12 protein-coding genes and 1 pseudogene are annotated in these 14,152 nt (G+C 56.3%); 1 reads left to right on the top strand and 12 read right to left on the bottom strand.

Features of this window, described 5'->3' with window-relative positions; all coding sequences use genetic code 11:
- Nucleotides 1-196 precede the first annotated feature (196 nt).
- The 8 genes from AEAC466_RS27990 to AEAC466_RS27960 form a co-directional block, all read right to left on the bottom strand.
- Nucleotides 197-1,450 carry a DUF2254 domain-containing protein gene (locus AEAC466_RS27990; RefSeq protein ID WP_031238294.1) on the bottom strand — a complete coding sequence of 418 codons (1,254 nt, stop codon included), beginning with the start codon at nucleotides 1,448-1,450 and terminating at the stop codon, nucleotides 197-199.
- 155 nt (nucleotides 1,451-1,605) lie between these two features.
- The gene (treF, locus tag AEAC466_RS27985) at nucleotides 1,606-3,174 is read right to left on the bottom strand and encodes an alpha,alpha-trehalase TreF (RefSeq protein ID WP_023457077.1); all 1,569 of its coding nucleotides are present in this window, start codon (nucleotides 3,172-3,174) and stop codon (nucleotides 1,606-1,608) included.
- A gap of 67 nt (nucleotides 3,175-3,241) precedes the next feature.
- On the bottom strand, nucleotides 3,242-3,652 hold the full coding sequence (locus AEAC466_RS27980) for a hypothetical protein (protein WP_023457076.1): 411 nt from the start codon (nucleotides 3,650-3,652) through the stop codon (nucleotides 3,242-3,244).
- 281 nt (nucleotides 3,653-3,933) lie between these two features.
- Nucleotides 3,934-4,134 carry a hypothetical protein gene (locus AEAC466_RS27975; RefSeq protein WP_155913506.1) on the bottom strand — a complete coding sequence of 67 codons (201 nt, stop codon included), beginning with the start codon at nucleotides 4,132-4,134 and terminating at the stop codon, nucleotides 3,934-3,936.
- Between the two features lie 106 nt (nucleotides 4,135-4,240).
- A complete protein-coding gene (locus tag AEAC466_RS27970) occupies nucleotides 4,241-5,665 on the bottom strand; it encodes an alpha,alpha-trehalose-phosphate synthase (UDP-forming) (RefSeq protein WP_023457074.1) in 1,425 nt (474 codons plus the stop codon).
- Nucleotides 5,640-6,425 carry a trehalose-phosphatase gene (otsB, locus tag AEAC466_RS27965; RefSeq protein ID WP_023457073.1) on the bottom strand — a complete coding sequence of 262 codons (786 nt, stop codon included), beginning with the start codon at nucleotides 6,423-6,425 and terminating at the stop codon, nucleotides 5,640-5,642. Before otsB ends, AEAC466_RS27970 begins: the two co-directional genes overlap by 26 nt.
- Nucleotides 6,422-7,684: a mechanosensitive ion channel family protein gene (locus AEAC466_RS0122145; RefSeq protein ID WP_235074182.1), complete on the bottom strand. Its 1,263-nt coding sequence runs from the start codon at nucleotides 7,682-7,684 to the stop codon at nucleotides 6,422-6,424. The genes otsB and AEAC466_RS0122145 overlap by 4 nt, the downstream gene beginning before the upstream one ends.
- A 297-nt stretch (nucleotides 7,685-7,981) precedes the next feature.
- Entirely contained in the window at nucleotides 7,982-9,247 is a 1,266-nt protein-coding gene (locus AEAC466_RS27960) for a cation:proton antiporter (protein WP_023457071.1), read from the bottom strand.
- Between the two features lie 315 nt (nucleotides 9,248-9,562).
- Between AEAC466_RS27960 and AEAC466_RS44740 the strand changes: the two genes are divergently transcribed.
- Nucleotides 9,563-9,772, top strand: coding sequence for a hypothetical protein (locus AEAC466_RS44740; RefSeq protein WP_162148921.1), 210 nt, complete (start codon nucleotides 9,563-9,565; stop codon nucleotides 9,770-9,772).
- 350 nt (nucleotides 9,773-10,122) lie between these two features.
- On the opposite strand, the gene AEAC466_RS27950 is transcribed toward AEAC466_RS44740, so the two are convergent.
- From AEAC466_RS27950 to ftsZ, 4 genes and pseudogenes are all read right to left on the bottom strand, one after another.
- The gene (locus tag AEAC466_RS27950) at nucleotides 10,123-11,094 is read right to left on the bottom strand and encodes a hypothetical protein (RefSeq protein ID WP_023457069.1); all 972 of its coding nucleotides are present in this window, start codon (nucleotides 11,092-11,094) and stop codon (nucleotides 10,123-10,125) included.
- Complete coding sequence (locus AEAC466_RS27945) at nucleotides 11,091-11,858, bottom strand: SDR family NAD(P)-dependent oxidoreductase (RefSeq protein ID WP_023457068.1); 768 nt, start codon at nucleotides 11,856-11,858, stop codon at nucleotides 11,091-11,093. Before AEAC466_RS27945 ends, AEAC466_RS27950 begins: the two co-directional genes overlap by 4 nt.
- 168 nt (nucleotides 11,859-12,026) lie before the next feature.
- Nucleotides 12,027-12,821, bottom strand: coding sequence for a transcriptional repressor AgaR (gene agaR / locus AEAC466_RS27940; protein WP_023457067.1), 795 nt, complete (start codon nucleotides 12,819-12,821; stop codon nucleotides 12,027-12,029).
- A 246-nt stretch (nucleotides 12,822-13,067) separates the two neighbouring features.
- Nucleotides 13,068-14,048 (bottom strand): annotated as a pseudogene (gene ftsZ / locus AEAC466_RS27935) (cell division protein FtsZ); the annotation flags it as partial.
- Between the last annotated feature and the right edge of the window lie 104 nt (nucleotides 14,049-14,152).

The raw sequence follows: 14,152 nt of genomic DNA, 5'->3' as shown, positions 1-14,152 counted from the left end.
GTCCCGCATTTGACGCGGAGTGTTTCCGCTGGCCCAGATGGGTTCCGCAAGCGAGATCCAAACAACCTGGCGAGATGAGTGCTTTGCTTTTGCTGAGCGAGGCACAGATGGTTCACCCTGTTAATAGACCGGGGTGCCGTAATCATAGGGGCAACCAGCAGCGCCCTCCATCTCTGCGGCTGCCTCCACGCCCTACCTAGCCTAGCTTTTTTGCCAGCGTGCTGATCAGTCTCTTGTCATGATCAATTATCAATCCATGACGAAAGCGGTCTTCGCAGAGTCTTGCGTGCCGTTTCGCAGAAGACTCAAACCGTCCCTCATGGATCTGGCTCAAGGAGAGGAATGCCTTTTGCAGGCGCACGCCTACCTCAACCGCCGTCGCGCCGTCGCGGGCGATCGGCCTGAATATATCCGTGAAAAGGTCATCATCCTCTATCGGCGCCATGTAAACGTCTGGAAAAATGATCTCGTCGGCGGACTGTGCCTCAGCTTCCCCCCAAAGGGCAAGGAGCCGCACCGCCCGCCCAATGACATCGATCGCTGTGCCCACGTCGTTCATCGCAGGCGACAGGGCGCGCGAAGCAATTTCCGCGAGTACGGTCATGCCAAAGCGCGGGTCTTGGTCGAACGATCGCGTCTCTCCTATCGTGAAGCAGCGACACACGGCGTCGTCATCCGGCGCGCCTTCAGAAAGGGCCACCCAGGCAATCGGCATGGATGGATCAACGAAACAACCGGGTTGCGCCGTTATGAAGACCGAGGTTGATGCGGCTTTTGCCGTCTTGGCAATGGCCGCCAGATCGATATGCCTGACATACCCTATCTGGTTGGCATACAGAGGCTTTTGGTGGACATCTGCCGTCGAGGGCGTTACCTGATGGCAGCCTCTGTTCGTGTGCTTTTTATACGCGCGTATGGCCTCTGCCGTCACCTCCTCGACCTTTTGCGTGGTCTCGGTGACATGGCCCAAGTGCGAGAGATGATCTATCCACCGCAAAAGGGTCACAACGACAAGCGTGATGACCACCAAGGTGACGCCGAACAGGATCACGCGTCCCCGAATGCCATAAGCCCCGGTACTCAGGGCTACAATACTGACCAGACTGAACAGAAACGATCCGACAAATGTCGACAGGACGGTCTGGGTGGTCGTGTCCTCTGAAATAAGTCTCGACGCTCTGGGCGTCACATTATTGGCGGCAGCAGCATAGGCCGCCACCATGGTGCCCAGGGAAAAGGTTGTCACGGACAGCATACTGGCGGCCATGATGCCGAGAATATGGTCCACCGCGTCTGCCCCGATGCGCCCCGGTAGGTCGCGCGGAATGTAGGGACCGAAGATCACACCCGTCAGGGCCGTAACGACCGCAAGCAACGAGAACAGACTGGCCCTCACCCAAATGCGTCTCGTCACCTGGATGACCAGCCACACCCATCTCGATGTTATCATAACCGCTCCTGGGTTGGCGCTGTGCAGTGGGTGCACAGCGGAGGGGGGGCCAAGCCCAATAGACGGCCATGACGCGCGGTTTATGCACCTTTTTCGCGGCAGTCACCTAGGCCATGGCACGGCTTAAACCAGGGCACCGCGCAGGTATATCAGGTTTATGGAACAGGCTCCAGGTCCGGATATTTGGCCAGGAGAGCCCGTGTGACGCCGTTGGTCCAGCCGAACCCGTCCTGAAGGGGATACTCCCCGCCACCCCCCGGTCGGCGGGCCTCCACGTCATATTTTTCCAGCATTTTACCGGTCTCCCGATAGGTTTTGTCCACGGTCAATATAAATCGCCGCGCCAGTTCGTGTGCCTGCGCGCGATAGCCATAGCGTGCGAGGCCCTCAACCGTGATCCACTGTAGAGGTGGCCAGCCGTTAGGGCTGTCCCACTGCTGGCCTGTCGGGATTTGCGTTGTTCGGACGCCTCCCTGTGCTGTTAGTTGCAGGCGCGTCAGTCTGGCGACGGCGGCCGCTTGTTTTTCATCCGCCAGACCAACGAAGAGCGGGTAAACCATCGCCGTCGACGTCACGAGGGTCGGACGGCCGGTCACGGTGTCGTAGTCGGCATACCTGTCCTGGGTGGCCCGCCACAGATAACGGTTGATCGACTGCTTCCGGTCTCGCGCCAACCGGCCGTAGCGATCAGCGCAAACCAGATCCTGAAGCGCCTCGCATCGTGCAGCAATGATGGTCTCCTGCTTCCACAGCAGGCTGTTCAAATCGATCGGCACGATATCAATCGTGCGGATTGTCGAGAGGTCTGATGGCGATTTCAGCCATCGAGAACTAAAATCCCAACCGCTTTCGGCAGCGGCGCGTAGATTGCGATAAACGATTTCAGGCGGCCTTTTGCTCTTCGCTGCCGTGGCCACATCCTCAGCATAGGATTCCTCGCGTGGCGTGTCACGATCGTCCCAGTATCGGTTCAGCCGGCTGCCGTCAGGCATGACCACAACGCGTTGGCAGGGCTTGTATTTCACGGCGCAGGTCGTCCCAGCCATCCAGTAGTCGTGCTCCCGCCGCAAAGCCGCGACCTCACGCGACAATTCAGACGGCTTCGTGGACGGCTTCAGGTCGAGCATAAGGGCAAACACCGGAGGCTGAGACCGACTTAAATAATAGGTCCGCGTCCCATTGGGCACATGGCCATAGCGTTCGATCAGACTTTCAAAATCGACGAGCATGGATTTAGCGAGATCATCATAGCCATCTTCGTAGAGGCCCAGCATGGTGAAATAGCTGTCCCAATAGTACATTTCCCGAAATCGGCCACCGGGGACGACGTAAGAGGCCGGAAGAGACAGAGCCGAAGATCCCGTTGCACTCGTCGCCGCAGGCCGCTGTAATTGAGGCCAAAGCGTCATGATATGCGCCTTGAGGGAAAGCCGCGACGCTTCAGGCAGCGGCGGTGGCCCCGGCACCGGCACGTCAAAATTGGCATCCACGAAAGCGCGCAGGTCGTCTGGCCTCGCCGGCGCTGAGGCCTCGAAGTCCCTGAGGATTGCGGCCGCCGGACGTTTAGCGACCGCATCTACAAAAGTTTTGCTGTCGGGAAAAATCTGTTTCGACTGCACCTCAACGAAAAGACGACCGTACAGATCAGCCGGTGTAGCTGTTTGCGCAGCAACGGGGGGCGACGCCAGAAGAACCAGCGCGCTGATTAAGCCGTAATCTGTCATTGTTGCCTTCCCGTTCCCCGACTAGACCCGCCTGATGCGCACAGCTTCACGGTCTCCGGCGGCTGCTTTATAAGGTGCATTTATCAGACGTTTTCCCGTCGATGGCCGTCACAATGGTAACACCGTCCGACACGATCGTGCTTTTCCCTTCCACGGCTCGGTCCCCTCGCGAAAAGGTCCATTGCCCCTGGCCTTTTGCGGCATCGCAATCAACCGACCAACTCAGAACGTCACGCTCGCGGGTGAAGGTCTGATCGGGACACTGCGCGCCTGTAAGGACGGCAGGCGGATTAGCCCACCCTGAATCTGCCATGCAGCGCCAGTTGTCTGAAACCACAGGTTCGCTCTCACCAGCCGTTTTGCTGACTTTAATCTCCCACAGATGCGCATCCTCCTTAGCTGACGCACTATATGTGGAAACCGCCATGCTTACTGCCGCCACCATCGCCATACGCGATGCAAAAATACGAATATTCATTTGCCATCTCCTGAATCATTTTTTAACGCCCCCGCTTCTGTCGCACCACACTAGAGTAATAATAAGACAACTCGGCCCAAAATGCAAATTAACGAGAATTTGAATTACAGCAAAAAAGACTTTATGAACATCTCTCTATGTAGTATTTTCAAATACATATGTATAATATTCAATATATTAAACATTACAATTGGCATTAAAACTTGCGTATACATATTGTTCAGCCAATCAAATAGGATCACAAACCAAACACATTTTTATGATGACTTAAATGTACAATCTCAATTGCTTTCTACCACACCTAAATGAATGGCAGAAGGCTGCTCAATGACCGCCCTTCGCCTTGGCAGCGATTGCGGGTAATGGGCGTCAATGAAGGCCGGGATATTTTTACGGACATAGCGGCGCAAATCGAAAACGGTCTGCGAGTCGAACGCACTTACGAAAATGCGAACCTGCATGCCCGAGTCGCTGTCGGTCACCTGAACCACCTGGGCTTCACCAGCCAGAGCCTTATTCCCATCAATAATCGCTCGCGCTCGTTACGGGCGGCCGCCCCTCGCAAGGTCGCTTTTGTTGAGCGATTTGTTATGAGGAAACCGTTTCAACCTTGGCGCTTACTTCAGGCGCAATGTCGAGTTTGATAGCGCGCAGGCAATTGACGAAATTGTCCCGCCATCGGTCCACATCATTCGTCTTCACATTATCAAATAGGGCTTCCCACCGAGCTTTGCGCTCCTTGAGGGGCATGGCCAAGCCTCGGCGGATCGCTTCCGATACGTCTTCGCGACTCAGGGGATTAACGATCAAGGCTTCCGTCATGGTTTCCGCCGCGCCGGCAAATTGCGACAGAATGAGGACGCCGGGATTTGATGGATCCTGCGCGGCGACATACTCCTTGGCGACCAGGTTCATCCCGTCCCGTAGCGGGGTTACGAGGCCAATATGCGCCGCGCGATAAATGCCCGCAAGTTCATCACGGCGGTAGGGCCGGTTCACATAGCGTAACGGCACCCAATCAACCGTGGCGTAGGCGCCATTGATCTGGCCAGATACCGCGTCGAGGCGCCCGCGCAGATGTTGGTAACTATCAACATCATCCCTGGAGCGTGTGGCAATCTGAAGCATGAAGACTTTTGCCAACTGGTCGGGATTATCGGCAAGGAAGGTTTCATAAGCCGCGAAACGCTCTTCGATTCCCTTGGAATAATCGAGGCGATCGACGCCCAGTATCATTTTTCGACCAGCCTCGCTCTTGACCATCAGCTTGCGGTAGGTCTCGGCGGTGTCGCTCTTCACGGCGCCGGAGAAATCGACGGCGTCAATACCGATAGGAAAGGCTTTGACCCGAACGGATTTCCCAAAGGCTTTCAGTACGCCGGTCCTTAACACCTCTGCCCGACTGTCTTCAGCCGCAGAATCGATAAACGCAGCACAGTCGTCTTCGGTTTGAAAGCCCAGCAAATCGTAACTGAACAGAGCCTCTACAAGCTCATTTTGGCGCGGCAGTGTTGCCAGCAAGCGTCGAGCCGGCCATGGAATATGCAGGAAGAAACCGATACGATTCTTGACGCCGCGCGCTCTCAACTCCCTGGCCAGGGGTATCAGATGATAGTCCTGCACCCAGATGATATCATCTGGGTCGATCAGGGGGACAAGCGTTTCGGCAAAACGCATGTTCACACGGGTATACCCCTCATCGAAACTGCGTTCGTAGGCCACCAGATCCGGCCGATAATGAAACAACGGCCATAGGGTCCTGTTGGCGTATCCGTTATAGTATTCGCTTTCGTCCTGGGCTTCCAAATCCATCAGGGCCACGGTGACGCCGTTGACTTTTTGCATGGACATCTGGCCGGTATACTGCTCGACGGTGTTGCCACTCCATCCGAACCAAAGGCCCTTGTCCTCGCGCAATGCCGCGGCCAGCGCCATCGCGAGGCCGCCGGCGGTGCCGACACCGGAATCGGCAGGCGGGTTGACGCGATTAGATACGACTATAAGACGGCTCAACTTCGGCCTCCAAACTGAAATAGTTATTTTGCAAGCCTTGCCGGAGCCATGCATGAACCGCAGAAACACTTTCAAGTTGAAACTGTGCATGGGTATCACGTACGGCCCCGACGCATACACCGAAACCGCCCAAGGCCTGAACCGCCTGAAAGCCATTTTCGTCTGTGAGATCATCACCGACAAAGATCGGCGTGGTGCCCAAAAATGGCGGTTCAACCATAAAGGCGCGTACTGCCCTGCCCTTGTCCATGCCCGGTGTCAGAAACTCCTCGACCATGGCGCCGCGTTGCCATTTCAGACCGGTACGTTGCGCCAGATCTTCGCAGAATACGCGCGCCACTGTCTCCACCGATGGGTTTTGGCGATAATGAAACGCGACACTGAGCGGCTTTTCCTCAATCACGACATCCGGAAACTTCAGGGCAAAATTCTTGATTTCCCGTATGGCGTCTGCCAGGCCCGAGTGCGGCGAGGCGGTGACCAGATCGAGCCGGGCGTCACGCCTTTGTAGTCCGTGGCTTCCGGCCATCGCGACAATCGTACCTTCAAGTATCCGATCTAAGTCAGCGATGGATCGTCCGCTGACGACCGCCATTCGCCCGTTCAGCCGCATGCCCATCTCGCGTAGCAGAGCATTGCGCTTTACATCGGGCCCCACAACATCGGGAGTGAGTTGAAACGGCGCAAGTGTACCATCCAAATCTATGAATAGGGAAATCTGATCGAGGTGAAAGTGGCGGGCTTTTTGAGTCATTGTCATGCCAATGCCTCCTCTTTCGAGTGCCGATCCGTTTTTGGCATGACGACGCGCATGTGAGGATAAGGAATGTCAATGCCGGCGGCATCGAAGGCTAATTTGATACGACGATTGAACTCTCTTCCGATGCGCCATTGCTGGATAGGCAGGGTTTTAATACGTGCCTTTAGGACCACTCCGCTGTCACCGAGGTTATCGACCCCGACGACTTCGAGGGGCTCGAGAATGGCGTCCCCGAACTCGGCTTCTCGTTGCAGCGCGGCACCGGTTTCACGCATGACGTCCATGGCGCGGTCGAGGTTGGATTCGTAAGAGACCTGCAAATCGAAAACGTAGTAAGAAAAGGTCTTTGTCAGATTGTGAATGATCTGGGCTTCACTATAGGGAAAGACGTGCAGGGTTCCGTCAAAGTCGCGCAAACGGATGGTCCTCAGCGTCATTTCTTCGACCTGACCGCCACTATCGCCGACTCTGACGATGTCACCGACCGCGACAATGTCCTCGATTATAAGGAAAAAACCGGTCAGGAAATCCTTGACCAGGGTCTGTGCGCCAAACCCTATGGCCACACCAGCGACACCCGCGCCCGCAATAAGCGGGCCGATCTGTACACCGAGTTGCCCGAACATCGTCAGAAACACGACTATGCCAATGGCAATTTGGACGCCGCTTCGCACGATAGGCCCAAGTGTGTCGAGTTGTTTGGCGCGGCGTGGCGCGGCTTGCGCTCTTAGTCTGCCCATGGCGTGGTTAATCAGCAGGGCGGAGATTTCAAGCGCGACGACGGCGCCAATCAGAAGCAGGGAAAGACCGGCGATCACTTGTACAGCCTGCTGACCTAACCCGCCCGCAAACCACGGCGTCAAATCCAAACCCCAAATGCCTGGCAGCAAGAACAGAAGGCCGGCGCCGAGAACGACCTTAAGCACCTGGTTACTGAAGCGCATCGCGCGGCTAGTTCTGACTTTTTTCTCTGCCGATGGCGGTCCGGGAACCCGATGGACCGCAAACCGTAAACCGGCGGTAATCAGACGCGTCCCCACCCAGAACAAGAGAGGCAAGGCGACCGTCAAACAGATATTCATTGCGAACGCCAACGGACTAAGGCCGGCGAGATAGATCCAGACCGAATGGCCAAATGTCAGCAGTTTTTCACTGGCTGTCATGGTTTCGTCTCCAATTTTAGTAGTTTGCCCCAAGTAAATCTGCGCAGCACACAGACAATAAAACTGATTGCACAGTTTATTATTTCGAGATTTCACGAGCAGCAAGAACAGCGCTCAAAGTAATGATTTGCAGTCACATAATCATTCCCAGAACACACGCTCTAAACGTTCGCAGGCGACCTGTCCACCCCCGAAGACACAATTCGGCCACACCTCTCGCTTCTGTGATATGTTGTGATCGCTCCACAGATCACTCTATGTGAAGACAGGTCGACTATTTGATTGCTCAATAGACCATGGGCGGTGGCTTAAATATATTGAACGGACCAGACTCACACCAATCCAGCTCTCGCGGTGCAAAACACGGGATTTCGCGCGAGATCACCGGTCGAGTTAGCCGTGGGACGGTGTGTCTGCCCGCGTCCATTTCAGAATAAGCTTACCGATGGTGCCCCCCTGGAAGATGACGGCGAACAGCACGACCACATAGGTGGCTGCCAGAATGACAGTCCTGTGGCCTGGAAGTGAAAGCGCCAGCGCAATCGAGATGCCGCCACGCAGCCCGCCCCAGACCAGGGTAGGCATGGCAATTTTTCCTAGGAATTGGAACGGGCGCAAGACAGTCAGGGGCACCGCAACCGAGATGCCGCGAGCCAATAGCACCAGCGGTATCGCCGCCAATCCCACGACCATCAAACGCCAGTCCGCGGCAATGGCGATAACTTCCAGGCCAATGAGCAAGAACAATACGGCGTTTAGTATTTCGTCGATGAGTGCCCAAAATTTGAGCAGATAGTCGCGCGTCGTGTCACTCATAGCGTCGGCGACTGCGGCATTGCCGATGATCAGACCGGCGACGGCCATGGCAACGGGTCCGCTGACGCCCAACCCGTTCGCCAGACTGTATCCGCCCATGACTACAGCCAAGCTGATCATAACTTCGACATTATATTCATCGATGCTGCGCATTGCGAAGTAGGCCACGCCGCCGGTCAGCAGACCTAGCGCGATCCCACCTCCGGCTTCTTTCAGGAACTCTACGCTGGCGTGCGGCAGGGAAAAATCACCCCCACCTGTCGCAGCCACCAGCAATATCCCAAACACAACGACGCCTACGCCATCGTTAAAGAGACTCTCCCCGGCAACCGTAGCCTGGAGTGTGGGCGGCACGCAGGCGTGCTTCATGACCGCCATTACGGCAACCGGGTCCGTGGGGCTGATCAGAGCTCCGAATACCAGACACCACAACAAGGGCACGGATAGTCCCAGGAGCGAGGTTATGGCAAAAAAGCCCGCGCCGACGATGGCTGTTGAAACGAGGACGCCAATCGTCGATAGGAGCAGTATGGGCCAAAAGCCCGCCTTCATATATGTCCAGTTAACATGGAGCGCGCCAGCAAACAGCAGGAATGAAATCATGCCGTTCATAAGGGTTTGGTGGAAATCGATATCATCCAGGAAGCCAAGCACTAAAGGTGTCAGATGACTTCCCGGCAATATTTTATCGACCGCAAGCACGCACAGAGACGCTACGGCCCCCATGAACGTCAAGCCCACAGACGCGGGCAGCTTGAAGAGACGGTGATTGACGTACCCCAGGCAAGCGGCCAACACTATGAGAATGGCTGCGGCATCGAATGGGCTCAAGGCATAGGGCATGATACGGTCTCCAGAGGCTTTTATTGCCGCAGTCACGCCCCCGGGTCCAGCTTTATCGGTCGTCTTTGATACGCCAGTCGCCGACCCAATGTCGTTCAATGGGTTACAAAGACCCGCAATATCTGTCCGGAGCTTCGCCCGACTGGGACTTTTAATTTGGGTCTGACCTGTTAGGGATCGATCCGAAGTGATAATTCGGAGAGGGCCACGGCCAAACCGACACCACCCCATCGCAAAATGCCGTCGCCTTACTCTGGCATAGTTTGCTCGGCCGGTTCAGCCTGCTAGATGACAAGGGCGACGACACTATCATCGATGAAAACCTCCACAATGGCATCGACTTACGCGGTGCCACGAATTGGCGTTCTGATATTCGCCACTGTCATCGCGTCAGTCGGGCTGAACGTGAATTCGACGGCGGTTATTGTCGGCGCCCCAGTCTATCAGCGTTTGAACCAATACATCTCCAGCGGTCGCGCTCATGGCGACGCTCCTTCAGACCTGTGGGGGATGGCCAAGCCATAGATGTGAAGGTGTAAAATTTCGACAGGCAGTTGACGGACTTACTAAATCCTTATGACCCGGGGCGTGAAGGAGGCCTCATCATTACACGCACTGTTTTAGAAGGACCTTTCGTATACCGGCGCTTACCCAGCAGGAACGTCAGCTCAGATACGTAAGGAAAACCCCATGGCCGAGACAACAAGTCCGCAAAAGGCTCCGATAACGCCTGATACCCCCTCAACCCGAGCCAAGCGACGTGAAACAACAAACAAGGTGACGGAGAAACCCAACCAAACTCCGGAATTGACGCCGGAATTGCAGGAATGCTGTGACAGGGCAACGGATTAGCGGGCGGGTAGGTCAGCCTGAGGTCAAGTCCGCCTGAGAAGGGCCCGGCTCAATCGCCTATCCTCAAGCGAGTAATAGAGCCATATCTGGCCGTCATCGACGATGACCGAGGCGGCAAAGGCGATGTCAGTATCGGTACGGTCGGCGACGGGCGGCGGTGTCAGCAGCGGCTGCACGCAGCGGTCAGCCACGCTCAGGCAGTCTCTTTGGAAAGCCACCCAGCCGATCCGCCACCGGGCATCCACCGTCGCGCCATTATAAAACATGACGGGACAGTCCGGATCATCCATCAGCATCGGACCGGTTGAAAGATGCCAGTTGTCCCAACCGTCTTCACGCGGCATGAACGGTGTCGGTTGTTCTGTCCAGGGTCCATCGATATTCGTGCCGATCGCCAGCCCGATACGCGAGGCGCCATCGGCGGCATATTCGTAGAACAGCCGCCAATGACCGTCCGCCGTTTGGCCAATCGTCGCTTCCTTGGTATTGCCCATAGATTTCGTCGAAGCCAGAGCCACACCTGTCTTTTGCAACCGGTCGAGCGAAGCCCCAACAGCGTAGAACATCTCACCATGGGTCATATCCGATGATACTCCGGTGAAATAGACGACGTAGGACCCGTCCTCACGTTGGACGACCGTCGGATCTTCCACGCCTCCGGCATCCTGCGCGTCCGGCCCGGCTACGATCGCGGGTCGGTCAAGCATCTTGAATGACACGCCGTCATCGCTCCAGCCGGCCCAGATTTCTCCCGTATCCGTTTTCTCCTGATCGTGGCTCGGCACGGCACGCACCATGATGCCGTAACGTTTTCCCGCCTTCCACACGAAGGGACTCATCAGGTCGCGGCTCGTAAACCGGGGCGGTCCGTCCAGCACAATGTCTTGAAGCTCTTCCACATTAAAATCGACGATCTGGCGGGTCGGCTCGACTCGTTCCTTTTCATCGCCCGTGACAGAATCCGGCGAGATTGATTTGCCTTCCGACAAGTTCATGCCCCAACCCCCAGCAAGAGTGACAGGCCGCCATCGATTGTAATTGTGGCCCCGGTAATGTAGCTGGCCTCGTCGGAGCTTAGCCATACCGCGAGGTCGGCGACCTCCTCCGGCTTACCTGCCCGCTGCATCGGAATATTCTTTTCGAGCGCTTTTCGGTAGTCGTCGTCATCGAGCGCTCTCTGATTCATTGGCGTCAGTATCATTCCAGGCTCGATGGCATTGACTCGAATGCCTTGCCCCGCCTCCTCCACCGCGAGTGTCTGTACGAGTTTCGTAAGTCCGCCTTTCGCGGCACAATAGGCCGCACCTCCGGCACGCACGACTTCGGCATGGATAGACGAGATATGGACAAGTGAGGCTGAATCCGTGGAATCTCTACGTCCCGAAAGGAACCGGCGCGACATTAGAAACGCCCCGGTCAAATCCGTTGCAATGCGGTCGTTCCATGTCTCGATACGCATGTCCCGGACATTGACATTCGCCATGTTGATGCCCGCGGAATTGACAAGAACGTTCACCGATCCAAATTGCGCCTCCGCCTCGCTGTAGGCCGCTTCCACCGACTCTGCTTCATCGACGGAGCATTGCAGGACCAGCGCCTTACCGCCCGCATTCTTCACGTCTGCCGCGGTCGTTTCCGCGCCGTCGACATCCGTGTGATAAAGAACAACGACCTTGTCACCCTTTCTGCCGAAAGCTCTCGCACATGCGGCGCCAATACCGGAGTCCGCACCGGAAATCATCACTACTCTGTCTGCCATCGCCTTCTCCTTTGCCGCACCTAAAGCCCTCCCGTGCTTTATTTTCGATAGGCTTCTGAGCTGGAAAAATAAGACAATGATGAAAGTGTGACGACGTATATTCGGCCGCACCCTTATAGGATTCGAATCGAACAAATTTGCCGAGCGGTCAGTGCGTCGCCAGCTTGCTCAGGCGAGATGCAAGGTGAAGCCAAGGCGATCGGCGGCATCGCGGATATAGTCCGGCGCATCTGAATCGGTAATCAACGCGTTTATCTCACTGATATCGATGATCCGGTGCAGACAGACCTTGCCGAACTTAGACGAGTCGGTGATCGCGATGACCTGACGCGCCGTCTCAACCATTTTGCGGTTCAACTGCGCTTCAGGCTCATGATGCGTCGTGATGCCGCGTTCGACATCGAACCCATCGACGCCAAGAAACAGCTTGTCGAGCAACAGTTCATCTAGCGCCGCCACCGTCTGGGCACCATAGAAGGCCATGTTCTTGCGGCGAAGCTCGCCTCCAAGCATAATGATCTTTATCTTTCGTTTTTGCGTCAACGCGGACAGCACGCCGAAGTCATTTGTAACGACGGTAATGTCTTCTTCATCCGGTAAAAAGCGTGCGATCTGCAGGGCCGTCGTGCCTGAATCCAACATGATGGAATCACCTGGTTCGACCATAGCCGCCGCCAATTGACCGATACGTTCTTTCTCTTCGGTGTGAATGACACGTTTGGTTTCAATGGGAGGCTCGGCATTTACCGTCACCACGTCGGACGAAATTGCGCCCCCATAGGCCCGGGTGGCGATACCGTGCTCTTCGAGATAATGCAGGTCCTTGCGGATAGTCTGCATCGAAACGCCGAACTGTTCGGACAACGCCACGACCTGCACGCTGCCGCGCGACTTGAGCATGGATGTAATCTCGCGGCGACGCTCGGAGGTGTCGCGCGTCAGTTTTACGGTGTCTTCCGCCATAGTCTTAGCCCTAGCCGCAGGCATCCCGCCCGCCTTAGGTTTCGCTTATCCCCCAAACGGGGCACAAATTCAACCTTGCAGCCTCAACGGCGGAAAGGGAAACCAGATGAGAAAGGGAATTGCGCCAAATTCGTCGTCTTTTGTTTCGCTTCAGACACAATGCAAAGCGAGTGCGGAAAACCGGAAACAGATATGCCTATCGAAACACAACCCAAGCGTTTCGTATCCGCGCACAGGCCCGTTTCACACAGCGGCGGCGGTCTTGACGTCCATGCCGGTGGCAACGACCGAGACACGGATCAGGTCGCCCATGTCGCGATCGAGCGCCGCGCCGAAGATGATATTCGCTTCAGGATCCACCCATTGCGAAATGGCATTCGCCGCTTCATCTATTTCGTGCAGGCTGAGATTGAGCCCGCCGGTCACATTGACCAGGATGGCCTTGGCACCGTGCAGGGAGGCTTCGTCCAGCAGGGGATTCTGAATAGCATTCTGCGCCGCCTGCAACGCCCTGCCCTCACCCGTCGCTTCGCCGGTTCCCATCATCGCCATGCCCATATTGGCCATCACGGCCCGCACATCGGCAAAGTCGAGATTGATCAATCCGGGCAGGACGATCAGGTCGGTGATGGATTGCACGCCGGCGCGCAGAACATCATCGGCCATGCCGAACGCCTGTGCGAAGGTTGTTTTCTCCGTGGCAACGCGAAACAGATTCTGGTTCGGAATAACGATCAGAGTGTCGACATAGCGCGCCAGTTCGCCGATGGCGGCATCCGCCAGACGCATCCGGTGCCGACCTTCGAATGTGAAAGGCTTTGTGACGACGCCCACGGTCAGAATACCGCGCTCACGCGCGATCCTGGCGATGACAGGCGCCGCACCACTGCCCGTGCCGCCCCCCATGCCCGCGGTGATAAAGACCATGTGCGCGCCGGTAAGGAATTCGGCGACTTCGGCTTCCGAAAGTTCGGCCGCTCTCTGGCCGACTTCGGGATTGGCGCCTGCACCAAGGCCCTGTGTGACCGTCGCACCCAACTGGATCCGGTTTTTCGTCCCAGACCGTTCCAGGTGCTGGGCGTCGGTATTCGCTACGACAAATTCAACCCCAACAAGCCCGCACTCGATCATATTGTTCACGGCATTGCCACCGGCGCCTCCGACACCGAAAACGACGATACGCGGAGACAGGTCGGAAAAAGGTACTGACGTGGCGTGAGTAGACATTCGGATTGGCCTTAGCAGGTTCGAAATATGGGCGACAAGATGTGACCGGGCGCAGAGCCCTGATAATTGGCGCTCATGGCATGATTCTGTCCACCGTGTCGGTT

The sequence above is a fragment of the Asticcacaulis sp. AC466 genome, from assembly GCF_000495815.1.
Classification (GTDB): Bacteria; Pseudomonadota; Alphaproteobacteria; order Caulobacterales; family Caulobacteraceae; genus Asticcacaulis.
The sequence above is the reverse complement of the archived record's forward strand: the minus strand, read 5'-3'. Positions and strand labels throughout refer to the sequence as shown.